Origin of the sequence: Shewanella sp. 10N.286.52.A9 (genome assembly GCF_041468985.1) — a bacterium.
GTDB lineage: Bacteria > Pseudomonadota > Gammaproteobacteria > Enterobacterales > Shewanellaceae > Shewanella > Shewanella japonica.
The window spans coordinates 198054-218093 of the sequence record NZ_JBFRJQ010000016.1; the positions used below are offsets into that span (position 1 = coordinate 198054).

Sequence of the window (20040 nt, forward strand, 5' to 3'; positions counted from 1 at the left end):
AGCGGCTTTTTTGTCTTACTTTCGGCAGTAACGCTACTCGGGCAAATTGGGTAGGCACCAGCGACACAATTTCAGGTGTTTAGCTAGTAAGACTGCATCAGCCGCTACTTTTTGCATAGCTCGAAATAAGGAGTTTGACACCAGTCAACTCCGTGGCCAAAAGCAGCGGCTTTTTTGTCTTACTATCGGCAGTAACGCTACTCGGGTTAATTGGGTAGGCACCGGCGACGCAATTTCAGGTGTTTAGTTAGTCATACTGTATCAGCTGCAGTTTTTCGATACTCATTGACAGCAGTCAATATCGTGTCGAAAAACAGCGGCTTTTATGTTTTACTTTCGGCATTAGCACTGCTTAGGGTTGGGTTTACCAGCGAAGCAATCAATGTAAAGTTATTAATAAGCGATTGTCGAGTCGCTTTTTTCTTGGCTGGAATTTTATAAAGCTTGAGTGGGTTTATTCAGTGATAATCTGAGTAAAATTATTGCTGACAAAGTGGAATGCGAATAGTGACGGCTAGGCCGCCGAGGTCACTTTTGGAGGCGAAGATAGTGCCTTCGTGAGCTTCGATGATGTTTTGGCTGATAGACAAGCCAAGGCCTGAGCCGCCTGTGCGTCTATTGCGAGACTTTTCCACTCGGTAGAGGCGTTCAAATATCTTTTCGAGTTCTTCATCTGGTACGCCAGGGGAGCTGTCTTTTAATACCAGTATTAAATTGTTTGAATTAACCGCTAGACTCAATGAAATTTGACCGGGTGCATCCGTGTATTTAATGCTGTTAGTGAGCAAGTTAGATAGCACTTGTTTGATGCGGTCTGTGTCGATATTCACCAGCGCTGTATTGGCGTTAATAGCCAGATGCCACTCAAAACCTTTGGCGCTAGCGTAGTGTTCAAATTCTTCGCCCCAGTTCATTAAGATAGGGACAAAGTCGACTTGGCTTGCTTCAAACGATAAACCATTGACATCAGACAAGGCGAGCTCGTATATATCGCTGATCAGGTGGTTTAAATCATCGATTTTAGTACCGAGTTTTTGATAACTTAAGTCAACATCATCAACCAGTTGATATTTTAGTGCATCTACCTGTAATTTGAGTGCGGTTAACGGGGTACGCAGCTCGTGAGAAACATCCGCTAGAATCTGATTTTTTTGATTTAAGGCATCTTGGTAAAGATTGGCTTTTAATATTGCCAATTTACGGCGTTGATAGAAAAAGTAAATCAGAACCGTAAACAAAAAAAGCAACACTAAGGCGATAAATATCACGCCTTGAGAGATGGTTTTATGGACCTCAGCTTCCGCTTCAACCGCTTTATTTTCTTCCTGTAATTTAGCGACTTTAATCTGTTCTTCGAGCAGGTCAATATCACGCTTATGTTTCTCGATTTCTCTAATTCTTTGCTCCGAGTGAAGCTGGAGTTTTATCTTAAACGCTGACTCTAGATGCTGGTGGGCATCATCGTATTCACCTAGTTCGTGGTGAATATTACTGAGTAATTCATTGTCACTGAGTTGATGATCTAGCAGGCCAAGTTTATTTGAGATAACGAGTGATTTTTCTAGATATTGTTTTGCTCTAGGGTAATCAAAGTTTTCTAAATAATAAGCGCCTAAGTCATGCCAGACCTGCCTTAATTGATGATCTGTTGGCGCCAGTTGGGCGGTATCTACCGCTATGGTTAAATGCTTAAAACGTTGAATATTGTCGTTAAGTTTGTTGTAGATTTTAGCCATTTGCAGGTGAGAGCGAGACAGCAATTGATTGGCAGACTCGCTTGTAAAAATAGCGATGGCTTTATCGGTGTAGTCAATTGCTTTATCAAAGTCATTGGTTTCAAGATAGATGCTGCCGATTCGGTGGTAATCAAATCCCATATCTTGAATGCTATTAAGTTGTTTATCGTAATCCAGCGCTTTGAGGTAAAAGCTCAGTGACTTGGTGTAGTCGTGAGCGCGGTAATATAATTCACCTAGGTTAAAATAGTTGCCAGCGAGTTCTTCAATGTCGTTTGTTCTTTCAAAATAGCGCATGGCTTTAATTTGATATTCTGCGGCTAACACTAAATCACCTTCTGATTCGTACAACACGCCTAGTTGGCTGAATATCTGGGCTTCACTGTTGTAGTCTTCGTTTTGCTGAAAAATCTCTAGTGCAATTAAGTAGTATTCTTTCGCTTCTTTAAGTTTCATTTGCAATCGAAGAAATACGCCAGCGAGTTGATATAAACGCCCTAGTTCTATGGCCTCAGGTAACGCGATAGGCAAGGCCTGATTGACGATGATATCAGCGGCTTTGGCATAGTTATTTTTGCGCCTTTCAAAAAATGCTGCGCTGATCAGTACTTTGATTTTAAGTTCATCGTGATAAGTGGGAAGCGCTGTAACTAACTCATTTAGTAACTGTTCCGATTTGGCTTGTTGGCCGCTTTTACGATAAATGGAGACCAATTTTAATTGAGCGCGCACAAGATCATCGCCTGCCGCGGTTTTGATGATGTCTTTAACTTGCCACTCTGCCTTTTTAGATGATGACGTAATGTCATTTAGTTGAGCTTCGATATCAGAGGTGGAGATAGGCTGACTTTGTGCTTGCACAATACTGATACTGTGAATATAGCCAACAACCAGCAGCACTTTAATGAATAAACTTAAAGTGCTGCTGATGAGTTGGATAGTGCTTGTTTTAGCGAAGACAGAAGCGATAGCCTGCTCCATAAACCGACTCTATAGGGTTTTCAGTAATGCCAGCCTCTTTAAACTTATTGCGAATTTTTTTTACGTGACTGTCGATCGTTCTATCTGTGATATGACGATACTGAGGATAGGCCAGATCTAATATTTCATCGCGTGAATAGATCCTGTCAGGTTTGTTATACAACAGTGAAAATAAGCTTGCCTCAAGAGTAGATAGCTCGACCTTTTTGTCTTGATAAACCACTTTGCCTTTTTCTGGGTCGACGGTGAGCTTTGAAAAGCTAACCGTTCCCTGAGTGCGGGCTAACAGTGATTTTGAGCGGAGGATAAGTTCCATCGTGTCAAAAGGTTTGCACAGATAGTCATCAGCACCCGTACTTAGACCAATATTTTTATCAGATTGATTGACTTTGGCGGTGAGCATGATGATGGGCACATTGCTAAATTGCCTTATTTCTTCACAGCATTCTATCCCTGTTTTATTGGGTAGCATGATATCTAAGACGATAAGGTCAGGTTGGTATGTTGAAACCGCTTGAATCACATTAGCACCATCATCAATATGAAGCGTTTCTAAGTTATGGTGGTGATAAAATAATGCCAAGCTTTCGGCAATATCAAGATCATCTTCAACAATTAAAATTTTTTGTTTTTCTTGTGTTTCGTTCATGTGGTATACCGCAGCTGGTCGTTCCTTGTTCCAGCACTACCCCTTTTAGTTATTACAAAACAGCTAAGTATTGTAAAACGTCCATGGCTATTACAAGTTTAGATTTCATTCTCCCATAGTAAATAACTTATTGCTATCTTGTTGATTTGTTGTGTCGCCATCTTCTTTTGCGGTAATAAAGAAGATGGCGACGTTGTTAAGGCGATCCGCTAGGTTTTATGCAGTACTGTCGGCTTGTCTACGCTTATTTGTACTTTCTTATTTGTACCTTCTGCGACTGAAGCCGATTAGCATCAATAACATAAACCAAATACCAAAGGCACCACCACTGTTCGAGTTTGACTCTGGCTCAGGCTCGGGCTGTGTAGGTTCTTCAGTTTCTACCTCAGTTTTATTGGTAACGGTTAAACTGGTCGTTACTGAATAACTGAGTTCGCCATCAGATACCGTGACTTGAACCTCAATCACTTCATCATTGCTGACTTCTGGTGTTGTCAGAGTCAGTTGATTGGTTGTTTGATTTTCAAGTAACACAGCTGGGCCTGATAACTGCTGCCATTGATAACTCAGTGAGTCATCCTCTGCATCACTACCGACAGCTATCAGGGTAATACTGCTGTTTTCTTCAACTTCATTGTTGTGGCTCTCAAGCACTAGTGATGGCGCAGTATTCACAGGAGGTGTACCTGTTTGCACGGTAACCACACCGGGATCTTCAATTGAGCCATTGGCGAGACCGTCGATATCGTTAGGACCACCGTCTTCAATGAGTAATCGAATACAGTTGTTACCTTCGACTAATCCTTGCGCCGAGGCCTGAGCATAAGTTGCATCATTAACAAGTGGGCAGTTACCGTTTTCATCCGCCAATGCAGAGCTGATGTTGTTATTGGCATCAACAACAAAGCTATACCAGCCTAGTGATGGGTTGTACTTACGGTATATAGCATCAGCTGGTAATGTTTGACCTTCTGCTAATGGAATCACCACTGCAACAGATTCACCTTGCTCACTTAATCCATTAACGATGAAGTTATAAACAGGCGTGATAGTCTCAAAATACGAATCTTGAGGATCGGCATCGCCAGCTTGTAATAACGCGATTAAGTCTTCAATTGAAAAGCTTGCTGAATCTGCGGTAATACCGAGTCGAGACACAAACAATCCAAGCGTCATTGATAAGCCGTCTTCGGTGTGAGCTGGCTCTGCATCGTTCTGCGTCGGTAAGCGGGTGTCGTTAGCATCATTATCTAAATAATCAGCAATACCGTCACCGTCACTATCAGCATATCCTTCATCGCTATCTGGGATACCATCATTATCTGAGTCAACATCACTGCCTAACGTTGGCAAGTCGGCAATCACCAATTGCGCGGTGCGAGAGACAGAGAAGACATCAGAAGTATTGGTTTCAGTAGCAATAGCATTAACTTGATAAACACCAGACTGCAATAAGCTTGGGTCTATTTCGAATGTCATTAGGTTTTCGTCAATGGCTGCATCAACGAGTCCATCAATACTTGACCAGGTGAGGTTGTGAGTATCGTTTTGGTTAATATCACGCACATTTGCAGTGATGGTAACCATGCCATTATTGGCATCGATAACACTAATTACTCGGCCATTTTGACGCAGAGTGAGGTTCATTCTAGGCGCAACATTTCGTTCTATCAGGGTTAATTCAGTTATGTTGGCATCACCAATAAATGCATTTACACCATAATCTAACTGAAGCTGCAATTGATCTTCGTTAGTCACGCTTTCAGGAATCGCTATGTCGAGCTGCCCAACTTGACCTGCTTCAATATCTGCAACCAGTTGATTATTAACAAACCCATTAACGAGTAAGCTATATGAAATCTGCACTGGGTAGTTCGCCGCTTCACCATTTAAGTAAGCATTAATAGTGTATTCGCCGCCAGCTTCAACAGGGCGCTGAGAAGGCAAGGTTAGCATTGGCACAATGTCGAGATTAAATGACGATACAGCCATATTACCAAGGGCATCAGTTGCTTCTACTTCAACAATATGACTTCCTGAAGTCAGTAAAGTGTCACCCATAATATTTACACTTATGTCACCGTCGACCAAGTCAGTTGCAGATAGCGACACTAAGTTAGCAATATTAGTTAAACGCCCCTGGGCATTAATTGACATATCGATTAAATCGTCAAAGCTTGGCGCTGTAGTATCGACAATGGTGATAACTTGTTCAGCACTTGAATGGTTGCCCGACATATCAGTCGCTGTCCAAGTGATGACATGCTCACCTAAGCTAAAGGTGAAGTTATCCGTATCCACTGTTAGTTCAGGTGAAGCATCGTTATCATCCATCACTGATGGCTGAGGTACTTGCACTTGAGTTAACTCGCCTGTTGCTTCAAATGTCATACTTTCAACATGACTGATCACAGGTGCTTGTGTGTCTGAGTCATTAGGATCGAGCGGGTTAGGGTCATTCGCATCGATAACACCATCACCATCATCGTCATTATCAGCATTGTTACCAATACCGTCGTTATCCGTATCTAACGTTTCAGTTGGATCCGTAGGGAATGCGTCTGCATTGTCACCAACGCCGTCATTATCTGAATCTAAGGTTTCAGAGGCGTCATTCGGGAATGCATCAGCGTTATCACCGACACCGTCGTTATCAGTATCTAATGTTTCTGATGCGTCATTCGGGAATGCATCTGCATTGTCACCAACGCCGTCATTATCTGAATCTACCGTTTCAGAGGCGTCATTCGGGAAAGCATCTGCATTATTACCAACACCGTCGTTATCTGAATCTACCGTTTCAGAGGCGTCATTTGGGAAAGCATCCGTGTTATCACCGACACCGTCGTTATCAGTATCTACCGTTTCAGATGCGTCATTCGGGAATGCGTCTGCATTGTCACCGACACCGTCGTTATCTGAATCTAACGTTTCAGTTGGGTCAAGAGGGAAGGCATCGCTGATGTCTTCAACGCCATCAGCATCATCATCTCGATCATTCGAGTTAGTTAAGCCATCGCCGTCTAGGTCGTAGTCGTTAAGCATGTTTACTAGGTGAATGCCAAAACCATTCCAGTCAGAACCAGCGATTAACAAGTTACCATCGTCTTGAACGATCAATTTGATTGGGTCGTAATCTTGTACATCTAAGCGAACATAGCCTACGGTATTGAATTGACTATCTAATTCACCATTTTCAGTAAAGCGAACAACGTGGGCGTAATCAGCCGTTACACCACTCAATATGAGTATACGGCCGTCACGTTGAATCTGAATATCTTGAACATTCCAGACACTAACATCTTCGTCAAAATCGTTGGCCGAATAACCATTGTCTGCAAATGTGCTGTCAAGTTGTCCATCAACAATTTTCAGTACACTGAGTCGTTTAGCAACGTTTGATGTTGTACCCGCAGCGTAAACATTGCCTTCTGCGTCTTTAGCTAATTTAATTGAACGGGCAAACATATCGCTATCAAGTGCTAGCTCGCCATCCGTACCAAAGCTAGTATCAATGTTGCCATCAACGTCAATTTTGGTCAGATAGAAAGTGCGATCTTGTTTCTGCATTGCTAACACTTGGCTATCATCATCAAGCACTAACGCATCGATGAAATAGACGGAACTACCAAGTTCAGTAGTACCAACAGACAAATTACCCGCATCACCAAAGTTAGTATCAAAAGTGCCGTCACTGCTGAGCTTATGTGCGAAGTTTTGATAGGTGTACTTACCGTAAATGACGGTGCTGCCATCAGATAAAGTTGAGGCAACGTCTGTCCCACGAATAATTAAACCGTCTTCATTATCGTAAACACCAGTCTCGTTAAAGCGAGTATCTAAAGCACCAGTAGCATCATACTGAGCGATAAATACTTGATTGTCTTTATCACCTGCGACTTTAATGCCGATTTCATTTGTTAGTGCTAGTTTAAAGTGAGTTGCTAGTCCTTGATTTAAAGCATAAAGAACGCCGCTTTCAGCAAAATCTGTGTTGATTTCACCTGTGCTATCAACATCAATGATCACACCGCTATCATCAGTATGGGCATCGTAATATGCACTACCGACAAGGTACAGACCATTATCGTGAGCAATGGCGTCAGTAATATAAATTTCTCTATCGCCGTTATGCACATAAGCTGAAGCAATACCGTTTAAGCCATAAGTAGTGACTAAGTCACCAGCATCATCGTTATCAGCATTGTTACCAACACCATCCCCATCGGTATCGTATTGTTCATTACGATCATTAGGGAAGGCGTCTGCGTTATCACCCACGCCATCGCTATCAGAATCTAGGTATTCAGTCGCATCGTCATCAAATGCATCTTCAAACGCCCAATAGCCATCTGCATCAGCATCGCGGTATAAATTGCCACTTAATAATAATGCAGGATATTGTTCGGACGTGCCGAAATCCCAGTTGGCTGAAGACCAGTCATTTGTATAAGCGGTACTGTTACAATTAACATCAACAGGTGTTGTAGGGCATTGCAGTTCTTCAGATGTATAACCCGCGCCTGAATTGTTGAATGTGCTCGATATGCCAGTTGCTTCGGTATCCCAAAGGGCATACACAACAGATAATGTATTTGATGCGCTGTAACCTAAAAGACCACCTGTATCAGTATTTTGATCATCATTGGTGTTAATAGCACCATATGCCAAGACTCGCTCAAATGTTGAGTCTGCATTTAAGTCACCTGCGATACCACCAATAATCGAGTCACCTAACAGTGAAACATCAGCGTATGAGTCAACCACCTCTGTCGCACCATCAATATCACCAATTAAACCACCTAGAATTTTTGGGGCAGTAATGTTGCCTTGGGCAAACACTCGGGTTAACACGCTTGTGCCTTCAACTTTACCGATAAGACCGCCTGCGACTTCAATATCTGTCTCAATGCCTGCTTCATCAATCAGGGTAATATCTACAATCGCGTAACTATCGTTAATCGTGACACTTTCAGCATCACCAATTAAGCCGCCTGCAGACGTCACGGCCTGAATATCGCCTTCAAAACTCACGTTATCTAAGGTGTTGGTCCCTGATAATTGACCAAACAAACCACCGGTATCAGAACCTGCGTCATCAGTAATAGAAATCGACGTGATATTACCTTGTGCATGAACTTGATCCGCATCTAAGTTATAAAGTCGACCTGCAACTAAACCGCTGTCATCATTACCAAGGATGGTACCTTGCACGTTAATATTGCTCAGCACCGCTGAATCATCGCTGCTGTTTCGGGCAATTAAGAATGCTGAGTTGTTCAAGCCTGTGACGCTAGTTAAATCACCGTCGATATTAATATTCGTGACACTCACCGTGGCTACATAACCCAATAGTGCTTGATAGTCTTCATCTGGGCGATTGATAAATAGGTTATGAATGGTGAAACCATTACCGTTGAAGTTTGCAGCAAAGCGGTCATCAGAAGTACCAATAGGCTGCCAACCTTCACCTGCGTTATAGTAGGTTTCATCTGACAGATCGCCGTCAGAATCAGTATCGAAGTCTAAATCTGTGGTTAATTCGTAACCAATGCAACCTGTACCGTCAGTTAAACCGGCACAACCTGCGGTAACACCACTTAAGCTATTACCTGCTAAGTCATCACGCATCGCGTGTAACTGAGCCAACGTTGAGATTTCAATTAAGCCATCGTCATCGATGTCAACATCGTGTGCAGCAGTTGATCCTGTCTCATCAAATGGGTATAGATCTGATTCATTGGCAACGCCATCGTTGTCGGCGTCAGGGTCTGAATTATCGCCAATTAAATCGCCATCGGCATCGGACCACTCTGTTGGGTCATTTGGGAAAGCATCAGCGTTGTCACCGACATTATCGTTATCAGTATCTGCCCATTCTGCGGCGTCATCAGGGAAAGCGTCTAATGAATCTGGAACGCCATCATTATCTCTATCGTGAAAAGCAACACCGTTGATAATAGGTGAAGGGTACTGACTAGATGTACCAAAATCCCAATAGGCTTCATCCCAATTGGCATAGATACCAGCGTTAGTAACCGGCGCTTGTAACTCAGTTGTGGTATAGCCAGTACCTGAGCCACTTGACGCGTTGCCACTGGCTTGGGTATCCCAGTATGAATCTGTCACAGTCCCAAGTGCAGAGCCTGTTAGTCCGCCTTTATTAAATGCTTGCTTAGCAGAGCCTGTTGAGAAGCTATTTGTGATGGTTGACGATGAAGAAGCAACGCTGCCAATTAAGCCGCCCACTGCATTATTCGCCTCGGCTCTAGCATGAGAGGCGACATTAGTGACGTCTGCACTTGAAAGGTTACCAATAAAACCGCCGCCGACTGTGCCAGAGGTAATGACAGAGCCATTGACTAGACAGTTTTCAACGCTACCATTTACGAGCTCTCCTGCAAATGCACCGGCATCACCTTGGCCTGTTACATCAACAGTGGCTAAACATTGCTTAACCGTTGCTTGGCTCGCACGAGCAGCAATACCGCCGGCATAAGCCCCAGCTTGATTACTTTCTACTGTTCCGGTAAATGAGATGTTGGTCATGACACTTGGGCTGCTACCATAGATGTAACCAACTAGGCCGGCAACGTAATAACCGCTAGCTGTTACCTGACCATTAACATGAAGGTTTTCGATAGTGGTATTTTCAGCATGACCGAATAAGCCAAGACTGTCGTCATCGCCTGTTAAAGACGTATTGTTGATGTACAGGTTTGCAATCGTGAAATGATTACCGTCAAAGGTACCAGTAAACGGTGCAGCGAGGGTGCCAATAGGTGTCCAACCTTCACCTGTATTGTAGGTGTCGTTCTTAACACCATCATCATTTTCATCAAAATCTAAGTTAGTGGTTAACTCATAACCAAAACAAGCAATAATGTCGTCGTTATTACCACAACCTGTTGTGTTCTCACTAATACCGTTGTCATAAGCTGTGCCCGCTAAGTTATTACGGATATTGTTGAATTGCTCAAGGCTATTGATTTCGATTAAACCATTGCCATCAATGTCCACATCAACTGCGTCGGCTACACCATCATCGTCAGAGTCGATTCCACTGGCTTTTACTGGTGAGGTTAAACTAATAACACCAAAGAAAGTGGTTAACAGAAGGGATAATTTGAACTGCATAATTGACACCAAGGTTATAATTATTTTGAAAAAACGTTGAGTTATTTTGATTGTATTTAACAAATAAGGAAGAAATAAGGAACAAATATGCAAGTTGGTTGTATTTTAACTTTTTAACACCACATGAATCTGTGTTGTCCATGGGAGCAAGCGCGTTTTTATAGGGAAGAGCAATTGTGACAGGAGTCGATGAACAGGAAAATATGAACGATGTTAAAGGGCTGAATCAGTTAAATAGAGGGGGCAATTAAGTCAACGAAAGAAGGGGGATTTAGCTAGGCTTGGGTAAGCTCTAGTTACTTTTTTGTTTAGAAATTGCCAGCTTAAGGCTTGATTAGCTTAGATGTTTGTTTAATTTGGATGTTGACACAAGCGTTAAGCAATCGTTGGGCTCACGAGGTAAAAGCCTCGTTAACCGTTATACAGTTATTATCAATGTAACGAGGTCATCACTGTTTTTTAGTATGACTGGCAGAATGTTGCCTTGTGAAGAATTAGCCTTTCTCGCTTGGATTAGCGCAGTCATTACAGAGGCACTGTAATTCTATTTGAGAGTTAAGAAGCTGAAAGTCGGCTTGGTTAATACTTTCTTTTAATGCTTCGATTACACTGGTTTGAATGCCTTTTTCTGCAACTTTGCCACAGCTTTTGCAGATTAAAAACTGCGGGACTTGATGCTCATGAGTACAAGTGATGTGTGAGCAAGCAAGGTATTTGTTTTCTGATGATAGTTTATGAACCAATGCCAATTCACTCAATATATCCAGCATTCGGTAAACAGACATTGGCGCTAATGATTCATTATGAGTCGTGCGATATATATCGACAATTTCATAAGCAGATAATGGCTTACTAGAATCAAGTAACACACCTAATACATTTTTTCTTTTCGCTGTAAGTTTAACGCCTTTGTTGTGACATATTTGTTCTGCCTTAGCAAAAATTTCAGCGTTATTAGTAGTAGACATAGTTCAGCTCAAGAGAAATCATAATTGGCGTTATTATTTATTGTCGTGATGACATTGTAAATGATAAAGAGTGAAACATTGCTTCTAAAGCACAACCAGAATCGAAATTGTGTGAGCAGATTAACTGATATCGACTTAATCGGCGTAAGATCAATGTTCAAAACAGAGGCTAAAAATAGGAAAGGCTTAAGGATATGCTAATTGGAAAATGGCAAATGAAAAATGACAAGTGCGCTAGCCTGTATGTAACTCTTGTTAGCAAAACAGGCTAGCGTGTTCTTTTTTTTAATCAGCTCTACCAGTTAGGTTAATTTACAAAGCCAATAAACAGATAGGTTGCAAGAATAACAGCAACCCAAAGCACCATGTTGCCAGACGGATAGTCGCTTGAGATAAAGCTACCACCTTCTTTGTATTGGCGGGCTAAAAATGCCTGACATTGACTTAGTTTGCCACGAACTGACTGACGTACATCTGCATCGACTTTCCAAATAACCGCAAACATACGTTGCAATATATTAGGGACTAAACGTCTATACACCCAATCGACATCAAGGTGAGTTGAGCGCAATTCTGGCGGATATTTACCTTTAAGATTTAACCACACAAAGGCCAGCGCCGAGAACAATAACAGCTGTGTTTGTGCGAGTACGTGGGTCGCATCATAAGGGTTATAACCCGTATCATATGGCAATAATGAGTAAAGCGCCGCTGGGTAAATACCAATACCAATACACAGGCAGGCAGCAATGAACATTGCCAATAGCATGTTGTTTGGCGGATCGTTTGCTCTAATGCCTGAATCATGGGCGAAGAAAGCAAAATAAGGAATTTTAATACCAGCATGATGGAACACACCTGCAGAGGCGAACAATAGCATTAACCAAACCCAATCATGGCCTGTTTCCATTGCAGCCGTCATCACCATCGATTTACTGACAAAGCCGCTAAACAGAGGGAATGCTGAAATAGAGGCCGCACCCACAATACACAGTATGGTGGTCTTAGGCATGGTTTTATAAAGACCACCAAGATCAGAGCCGTTTATTCGCCCTGTCATATGCAGCACTGCGCCCATACTCATAAACAGTAAACCTTTGAATATCACATCATTAAAGGCATGTGATACCGCGCCATTTAATGCAAGCGAGGTGCCGATACCAATACCGACCACCATAAAGCCCACTTGGTTAATCAAGCTATAAGCCAGTACGCGACGTAGGTCGTTTTCAATGACGGCAAAGAAAATTGGGAAGCAGGTCATCGCAGCGCCAATATATACAAGTAGCTCTGTGCCAGGATAGGCTCGAGCCAGTGCATAAACGGCTACCTTAGTGGTAAATGCACTAAGCAGTACAGTGCCTGTTGGTGTCGCTTCTGGATAAGCATCGGTAAGCCAAGTATGAGCAAAAGGAAAAGCACACTTGATGCCAAAAGCGATAAAGATAAGCCAGCCCGCTATGCTGTCTAAGCCGATAAAGTCAAAGGCGATACTGCCAGTCTCACTGATATACAACAGTGCGCCAGCCAGTAAAATGACGCCCGAGAGAACTTGCATAATGAGGTAACGCATCCCAGCGCTATAGGCAGCAGGGGTTCTACGAGCCCAAATCAAAAAGACTGAGGTAAAGGCTAATAACTCCCAAAACACAAATAGGGTTAGCAAGTCACCGGCGAACACCGCGCCGATGGCGCTACCCGCATAAAGCATGGCGGCAACTTGCTGCACTGTGTCTTTAACGTGCAATGAGTAAACTATGCCAATAAATGCGGCGATATGGAAAATATAGCCAAACATCAGGCTTAATTTATCCGCTCGATAGGGGATGAGTTCATAGTCTAAAAACGTTAATTGCAGGTGGATGCCTTCTGGCACTGTCCATAAATGCAATCCACTGATGATTGGAATCGCAATCATCAATGCGCCACGAAGCTTTCCTCGCGTCGTTGCAGCGATTAATCCGCCAATCAAAAAGAGTACAAACGGCGGTAACTCAAGCATCCACATTGCGATCACCTTCATTGTTATTGTTAGCTTCTTTGGCATGGCCATCGCTGACGGCGATAATTTCTATCTTGCTGTTATCAGGCGCTTCAACTGGGCCATAATAGTCTTCAGGTCGCATCAAAAAGGTACGCATCCAGCTGGCAATTAATACCAAAATGACACAGCCGACAAAGCCATAAATAGGATAGAAAATGGGGAGGTTTTCCCAGCTATGATAAACGTGGCGATGGATTACAAAATCAAGCACCACAAGCACACCGCAGCATGCGTATAGCAGATATAAAATAAGCTGAATGTTTTTGGGCTTATCGAAAAAATACTGCTTCTCATTGTCCATGGCTAACTCCAGATACAGTCAAGATAGCTTTCGCCAATTCATAAAAGGGCTGAGGATGGATAAACATAATCAAGCAGCCTAACGTAGTAATAGTTAATGCGATCAAAGAAGGTAAAGGCGCTTCTTTTATGCCGCGATGTTCAGGTGCCTCACCTTTACCAGGGAAAAATGCGTGATAAGGGATAGGCAGTAAATACGCGATATTGAGTAGAGAACTGAGCATTAAGGTTACCATCACGAACCAGTAACCAGTTTCGATGGTGCCCATGAGCAAGAACCATTTACTCCAGGTCCCTCCAGCTGGTGGCACGCCAATAATACTCAAGCTAGCAATGAAAAAAGCGGCCATAGTGACAGGCATGGTAAAACCTAGCCCACGCATTTCACTGACTTTAGATTTATGGCTGGCCACCAAAATGGCGCCAGCACAGAAGAACAAGGTGATTTTGCCAAAAGCGTGAGAGGCAATATGCATTGAGCTGCCGATCACTCCCGACTGTGTGGCAAGGAGTGCTCCTATGGTGATATAACCGAGTTGGCTCACCGTAGAGTAAGCTAGTCTGGCTTTTAAGTTGTCCTGCCTCATTGCTACGATTGAGGCTAACAATACTGATATAGCCGCTAGATAAAGTAAAAATTCAGTGGTTGGCAATGTCGGTAGTAGGTCGAGACCAAAAATAAAGATACAAACTTTAAGTACAGTAAATACCCCAGCTTTTACCACAGCAACCGCATGGAGTAGTGCACTGACTGGGGTCGGAGCAACCATCGCTGCAGGTAACCAGCGATGAAACGGCATCATTGCAGCCTTACCAATTCCGAAAATAAACAACACTAAGATGGCGCCAGCAATTGTGGTATCTACATTGGCATCAAATACGCCGCCAGCAGTAAATTCAAGTGTGCCGCTGATTAACCAAGTTAATACAATAGCGAGCAAGAAGAAGGCGATAGAGGTACTGAGTAAGATCCCTAAATAAACACGACCACCTTGTTTAGCCTTATCTGTGCCAGCATGGGTCACTAACGGATAAGTTGATAGGGTTAACACTTCGTAGAAGATAAATAGAGTAAATAAGTTCGCAGAAAAAGCGAGCCCCATTACTGCGCTAATCGCCAAAGCAAAGCAGATATAAAAGCGGGTTTGGTTATCTTCATTATGACCACGCATATAACCAATGGCATAAATGGTGGTAATTAACCAAAGGAAGCTGGCAATCAGAGCGAATAGCATGCCAAGCGGCTCAATCACAAAGCTGACTTCTAAGCCAGGCATGAGCTCCCACCATGACACCTCAATGTTCGCACCAGCTTTAAGTGCTTGATAGAGGTTAACAACGCAGTAAAGCACCACAAGGCTGATACTGATGGTAACAGCCTCTCGAAGATTAGGTTTATTACCTGTTGCTGCAATAGCAAGTGTTGCCAGCAGAGGCAATAATATAGTTAGCTGTAACATCAGCGCCAAAGATGGATTCATGGGTTTATTCCAAACAAGCTTTGAGAAGCCGCCTGTGCAACTTGCACACTCAGGCGAGTATCGATACCGAAATAGATATTAGCGATGACAAGAGCCCAAATAGGACCAAGGAAAGTCCAAGGAGCTTCTTTAACCGTTTCACGTCCAGGTAATGGCGGCTTAAAGTAGGCCATTTCTACAATGCGCCAGATATACACAATGGCCAATAACGAACCTAAGAGGATCAGGGCGGCAACTGGCCACATACCTGCTTCAACACTGGCGATGAGCAAATACCACTTACTGACAAAACCGACCGTCAATGGCACACCAATAAGGCTTAATCCACCAATGACAATTGCAGACATGGTTAATGGCATTTGTCGGCCTAGCCCCTGAAATTGGCTTAGTTGAACACTACCAATGCGGTACATGACGGCGCCTAATGCTAAAAATAATGCACTTTTCATCAACGCATGGTTAAACAGGTGCAGTAAGCTTGCCATGACACCCGTGCTGGTATTGATGGAGTAACCGATAATCATATAACCGACTTGAGCAACACTTGAGTAAGCTAAGATGTGTTTGACGTTTTGCTGATAAATCGCAGTGATAGAAGCAACAAAAACACCTACGAGTCCAAGTACCATTAGAATGTCTTGTAAAGGCAAACTGGTAAATGAGAAGCTGATGCCAAATACGGTAAAGGTAAACCGAATTAATAAATACACTGCCACTTTGGTTGAGGTTGCTGCTAAAAAGGCGGTTACAATTGAAGGTGCATAGGCATATGCGTTTGGTAACCAAAGATGAAGTGGAAAAAGCGCCAGTTTTAAGCAGATGCCAACAATCAAGAAGGCAAAGGCGGCAAACACAGTACGGGTATGGCCAACATCAACTAAGCGAACAGCAAGGTCACTCATGTTTAATGTGCCAGTCATTTGGTACAACATACCAATGCCAATCAAGATAAACGTGGCACCAATCGTCCCCATAATCAGGTATTGAAATGCAGCCCACAGTGCGCGTCTGTCTTTACCTAAAGCAATTAACGCATAGGCAGAGAGTGAAGAAATTTCTAAAAAGACAAAGACATTAAAAGCATCGCCGGTTGCAACAATCCCGAACATACCTGTTAGTGATAATAGGTAGAGGCTATAAAACAGGGTGTGGCGATCTTCGCTCAATTCTTTTTGTATGCTGGTATTAGCGGCAAACAGGACGACAGTGCCAATGGTTGAGATAATGAGCAACAATAAGGCATTCAGCTTATCTATGCGGTATTCAATCCCCCAAGGGGCTTCCCAACCTCCGAGTTCATAGATGATGGTCCCTGATTTCATCACTTCTATCAGCAATAGTATGCTGTTGACACAAGTTGCAGCACAGACCAATAAGGCAAATATCCACACCAGTTTTGAACGGTTTAAAAACCAACATAGTGGGGCTGCCATTAGCGGCAGCACGACTTGTAAAATAGGCAGGTGAGCTAGCACTATGATTTTTCCTCGTTTAGCTGATCTTGTTTTTGGATCTCATCTTCTTCAATACAGCCATACGACTCTTTGATTCTGATGACCAGCGCAAGCCCAAGTGCTGTGGTTGCGATACCAACCACAATCGCGGTTAGGATCAGAACATGGGGCAAAGGATTAGAGTAATCACTGATCCCTTCAGCTAGAATGGGGGCACTGCCTCGTTCGACAACGCCGACACTGATATAAAAGATAAACACCGAGGTTTGGAAAATAGTGAGTCCGACTAACTTCTTCACTAAGTTACCGTGGGCGATGACGATATAAAAACCAATCATCATCAACAGGACTACAATCCAGTAGTTATAGAGTCCGAGAAACATCTTGCTCCCCTTTTTGCTTGTTATTGTTTTGCTGGGCTTGTCTGCGGGCATCAAAATTAAAAAAGATACTCAGCATGACCGATGCAACCGTGATACCGACTCCTAGTTCAATCAATAGAATCCCGATATGTTGACCATCGAGTGGATTTTCGGCTAACACGTTATAATCTAAGAAGTTTGCGCCATTAATCATTGAAACAACCCCAACGGAGGCGTAAAGCAATAGTCCAACAGCGGCAAGAAGTTGAATGAGGGCTGGATTAAATACCTTTTGAGCAGTTTCTAAGCCAAATAACATGGTGTATAGAATAATCGCAGCAGCAAAAATTACCCCCGCTTGGAAACCACCACCAGGGCCGAAATCACCATGGAACTGCACATAAAGGGCAAACAATAAGATGAAAGGAATGAGGGCTTTACTGACAATACGCACGACCATATGACGTTCGTGCATTTGCTCTTCAGTCGCTTCATCTGATTGAGGATTTTTACGACGACGTGGTAATCTGAGTAATGACAGCACACCAATACCAGCGGTAAAAATAACCGCAACTTCGCCTAAGGTATCAAAGGCACGGTAACTGCCTAACACTGAGGTCACAATATTAGGAACGCCGACTTCTTCCATAGAGTCATGGATATAGCGAGGGGCCACATGCTGGTGAACTGGAGCATCAACGGCGCCAAAGTAAGGCATATCCATCGTGCCATATATCAACATGCCACCTGTAACCAGTACGACAAATAATGATAAAAGAGGCTTATGACGCCTTGGCGCTTCTTTTCGGCCTGTCATTGTAATGGCCGCTAACATGAGTAACCCCGATATTCCCGCACCAACAGATGCTTCGGTAAAGGCCACATCTACTGCATCGAGTACAACAAAGAAACAGGCAGATAATAAGCCATAAATACCGCTTAACATGACAACGGCTAATAGGTCAGTCATGCGCACGATTGCAATGGCAATCACCACTAAAAATACTAATAGTATGATATCAACTAAAGCTTCGATGACTTGTTCCCTCCCAGATTTGCACGCTTAGCTTCCTTTGGTATTAAGCCATTATGTAGTGCCGCTTTTGCTAATGCATGACTGGCAGATGGGTTAATGAACAGCGTACAAATTAAAATCAATATCAGTTTAATTAAGACCATACCATTGGGGCTTTGCAGCATAAGGCCGATAAGAATTAAGCCTGCGCCTAATGTGTCGGTAACACTTGCAGCATGCATGCGGGTGTAAAAGTCTGGGAAACGTATAATTCCTATCCCACCCGAAAAGCATAAAAAACTCCCTATTAGCAGGCATATACCGCTGCTGATTTCGAGTAACAAGCTCATTCTTTAGTCTCCTTGGTTGGATGAGATTTATAAGGAGCGACTTTAAATTCGGCAGAATCTGAGTAACGTAATACGCCGATAACACTGATAAAGTTAATGAGGGCGTAGACGAGGGCTATGTCGAGAAACTCTGGGCGACCCATTAAAAAACCTAAAACGGAAATCAACAAAATGGCTTTAGTGCCAAAAAAGTTGAACGCTAATATTCGATCGTAAAGGGTGGGACCAACGATACAGCGAATGATCGCAAGTAACATAACAACTAGAATGGCGATTGTGGCAGCGGCTAACATTAGTTTTCAAGCTCCCTTACCCGGCGATCCATCTCTCCGGTTTTAAGTGTGTCGATATCAGCATTATCTAAAGCATGAACGGTGAGTTGGTCATCAATTAAGTCTATCGCTACGGTTCCTGGGGTTAAGGTGATGGAGTTAGCGTAGATCACTTTATTAATATCTGAGCATTGCTGCGTGTCTATGGTGGTCAGTACGGGGGTAATACTTTTATTACCCATCCAAATATGTTTAACCACACTGATATTCGACAAAATGACCTGTTTAACTAGCCATAGTGCGTAACTGGGCATGTGGGCATTAAGACGAATAGGATGAGTTTCTTGATCGATTACATCCATTTTTTGCGCAATATAGAGCACCAGCATGATTGAACCAGCCCCTAAAGATAATAATAAAGGGTTGCTGTAATTGGAGTTAATCCACCAAAATAGCGCCAGTGTTAATATCAAGCTAAGCCGATGGCTTGGCACGACGCTGCGTTTAATTTCTTGTGTCATATTAATCAATACTTAGTGTGAGTTATTGCTAGCTAAAACTTAGCCTGCCGGTAAAAGTTATTTTTAATTTCTGTTGCCGTTAATCTTGCTGCTCGCACGACGATTCGTTGGCGATTGCTTGATAAATCTGACTGTGCAGCCCTTGCAATGAATCTGTAGTCGGTGACAATTGCTCAATTGTTCTATCGACGATACGCCCAACTAACTGCTCTTTGGTTTCATTTGCAGGTATGCAAACCTCAGTTGGAAGTATTTTTGATGTCTGTTTACCGACTCGGGTGCGATAGGCTCTATCGGTGAATCCTCCCGATGTGTTCTTTAGTTCATACTGTTGACTGGTGTTGAATGAGCCAGCAAGAAAGCCTTGAATATAGTAGGAACATGCTTGAGTCGACATCTCAGATGCGGTTTTATTAACTGATAAACAAGATGAAAGAACGAGCTGCTCTTCATTTTTAGCGTTACTCGAAACTGCTGATAGTGAAAAAGTGAGTGTGAACGTTAATAGCGCTAAGAGTTGGATGATCCTCATATGAACCCCTTTTTTATAATTCTATTGATTGCACATTCATAAATTGAACGGTATCAGCGCAATACGCTTTAGGTACCTTTGGTTTACTTTATATGGTTATTCTTTGCTCGTTTTAAGGCGATATATGCCGACACTATTCAAGCAAACCATAAAAGTTTGTGATTAACATTGATTTAACACAAAGATTTTTTAAATTAACATCGAATTGTTTTTTATTTAACCCTGTTATTCGTTTGTA

The 20040-nt window shown here is 42.8% G+C and carries 14 protein-coding genes; all 14 read right to left on the reverse strand.

Features of this window, described 5'->3' with window-relative positions:
• Positions 1–479: 479 nt before the first annotated feature.
• The 14 genes from AB4128_RS14055 to AB4128_RS14120 all read right to left on the reverse strand — a co-directional run bounded on the left by AB4128_RS14055 (position 480) and on the right by AB4128_RS14120 (position 19802).
• Positions 480–2717 carry a tetratricopeptide repeat protein gene (locus tag AB4128_RS14055; RefSeq protein ID WP_372038056.1) on the reverse strand — a complete coding sequence of 746 codons (2238 nt, stop codon included), beginning with the start codon at positions 2715–2717 and terminating at the stop codon, positions 480–482.
• Positions 2686–3366 (reverse strand): response regulator, encoded by a 681-nt coding sequence (locus AB4128_RS14060; protein WP_192022128.1) that lies wholly within the window; start codon positions 3364–3366, stop codon positions 2686–2688. Before AB4128_RS14060 ends, AB4128_RS14055 begins: the two co-directional genes overlap by 32 nt.
• A gap of 258 nt (positions 3367–3624) precedes the next feature.
• Positions 3625–10503, reverse strand: coding sequence for a choice-of-anchor U domain-containing protein (locus AB4128_RS14065; protein WP_372038058.1), 6879 nt, complete (start codon positions 10501–10503; stop codon positions 3625–3627).
• Positions 10504–10997: 494 nt separating this feature from the next.
• Entirely contained in the window at positions 10998–11471 is a 474-nt protein-coding gene (locus AB4128_RS14070; RefSeq protein WP_055022573.1) for a Fur family transcriptional regulator, read from the reverse strand.
• A 307-nt stretch (positions 11472–11778) separates the two neighbouring features.
• Positions 11779–13479 (reverse strand): Na(+)/H(+) antiporter subunit D, encoded by a 1701-nt coding sequence (locus AB4128_RS14075; protein WP_372038081.1) that lies wholly within the window; start codon positions 13477–13479, stop codon positions 11779–11781.
• Positions 13466–13816, reverse strand: coding sequence for a hypothetical protein (locus AB4128_RS14080; protein ID WP_372038060.1), 351 nt, complete (start codon positions 13814–13816; stop codon positions 13466–13468). The genes AB4128_RS14075 and AB4128_RS14080 overlap by 14 nt, the downstream gene beginning before the upstream one ends.
• Positions 13806–15296 carry a monovalent cation/H+ antiporter subunit D family protein gene (locus AB4128_RS14085; RefSeq protein ID WP_372038062.1) on the reverse strand — a complete coding sequence of 497 codons (1491 nt, stop codon included), beginning with the start codon at positions 15294–15296 and terminating at the stop codon, positions 13806–13808. The genes AB4128_RS14080 and AB4128_RS14085 overlap by 11 nt, the downstream gene beginning before the upstream one ends.
• Positions 15293–16771 (reverse strand): monovalent cation/H+ antiporter subunit D family protein, encoded by a 1479-nt coding sequence (locus AB4128_RS14090; protein ID WP_065109878.1) that lies wholly within the window; start codon positions 16769–16771, stop codon positions 15293–15295. The genes AB4128_RS14085 and AB4128_RS14090 overlap by 4 nt, the downstream gene beginning before the upstream one ends.
• Positions 16771–17133: a cation:proton antiporter subunit C gene (locus tag AB4128_RS14095; protein WP_055022568.1), complete on the reverse strand. Its 363-nt coding sequence runs from the start codon at positions 17131–17133 to the stop codon at positions 16771–16773. Before AB4128_RS14095 ends, AB4128_RS14090 begins: the two co-directional genes overlap by 1 nt.
• The gene (locus tag AB4128_RS14100; RefSeq protein WP_269454733.1) at positions 17114–18109 is read right to left on the reverse strand and encodes a Na(+)/H(+) antiporter subunit B; all 996 of its coding nucleotides are present in this window, start codon (positions 18107–18109) and stop codon (positions 17114–17116) included. The genes AB4128_RS14095 and AB4128_RS14100 overlap by 20 nt, the downstream gene beginning before the upstream one ends.
• A 26-nt stretch (positions 18110–18135) precedes the next feature.
• Entirely contained in the window at positions 18136–18477 is a 342-nt protein-coding gene (mnhG, locus tag AB4128_RS14105) for a monovalent cation/H(+) antiporter subunit G (protein WP_055022567.1), read from the reverse strand.
• Positions 18474–18770, reverse strand: coding sequence for a monovalent cation/H+ antiporter complex subunit F (locus AB4128_RS14110; protein ID WP_055022566.1), 297 nt, complete (start codon positions 18768–18770; stop codon positions 18474–18476). The genes mnhG and AB4128_RS14110 overlap by 4 nt, the downstream gene beginning before the upstream one ends.
• Positions 18770–19270, reverse strand: a complete 501-nt coding sequence (locus AB4128_RS14115) for a Na+/H+ antiporter subunit E (RefSeq protein ID WP_055022565.1) — start codon at positions 19268–19270, stop codon at positions 18770–18772. Before AB4128_RS14115 ends, AB4128_RS14110 begins: the two co-directional genes overlap by 1 nt.
• Positions 19271–19349: 79 nt before the next feature.
• Positions 19350–19802 carry a hypothetical protein gene (locus AB4128_RS14120; RefSeq protein WP_055022564.1) on the reverse strand — a complete coding sequence of 151 codons (453 nt, stop codon included), beginning with the start codon at positions 19800–19802 and terminating at the stop codon, positions 19350–19352.
• Positions 19803–20040: the final 238 nt, after the last annotated feature.

Excerpts from the sequence above, each read along its gene's own strand:
- AB4128_RS14065 (WP_372038058.1), bottom strand. The coding sequence starts at position 10,503 with ATGCAGTTCAAATTATCCCTTCTGTTAACCACTTTCTTTGGTGTTATT.
- AB4128_RS14085 (WP_372038062.1), bottom strand. The coding sequence starts at position 15,296 with ATGAATCCATCTTTGGCGCTGATGTTACAGCTAACTATATTATTGCCT.
- mnhG (WP_055022567.1), bottom strand. The coding sequence starts at position 18,477 with ATGAGCTTGTTACTCGAAATCAGCAGCGGTATATGCCTGCTAATAGGG.
- AB4128_RS14115 (WP_055022565.1), bottom strand. The coding sequence starts at position 19,270 with ATGACACAAGAAATTAAACGCAGCGTCGTGCCAAGCCATCGGCTTAGC.
- AB4128_RS14060 (WP_192022128.1), bottom strand. The coding sequence starts at position 3,366 with ATGAACGAAACACAAGAAAAACAAAAAATTTTAATTGTTGAAGATGAT.
- AB4128_RS14110 (WP_055022566.1), bottom strand. The coding sequence starts at position 18,770 with ATGTTAGCCGCTGCCACAATCGCCATTCTAGTTGTTATGTTACTTGCG.
- AB4128_RS14055 (WP_372038056.1), bottom strand. The coding sequence starts at position 2,717 with ATGGAGCAGGCTATCGCTTCTGTCTTCGCTAAAACAAGCACTATCCAA.
- AB4128_RS14095 (WP_055022568.1), bottom strand. The coding sequence starts at position 17,133 with ATGTTTCTCGGACTCTATAACTACTGGATTGTAGTCCTGTTGATGATG.
- AB4128_RS14070 (WP_055022573.1), bottom strand. The coding sequence starts at position 11,471 with ATGTCTACTACTAATAACGCTGAAATTTTTGCTAAGGCAGAACAAATA.
- AB4128_RS14075 (WP_372038081.1), bottom strand. The coding sequence starts at position 13,479 with ATGTGGATGCTTGAGTTACCGCCGTTTGTACTCTTTTTGATTGGCGGA.
- AB4128_RS14080 (WP_372038060.1), bottom strand. The coding sequence starts at position 13,816 with ATGGACAATGAGAAGCAGTATTTTTTCGATAAGCCCAAAAACATTCAG.
- AB4128_RS14120 (WP_055022564.1), bottom strand. The coding sequence starts at position 19,802 with ATGAGGATCATCCAACTCTTAGCGCTATTAACGTTCACACTCACTTTT.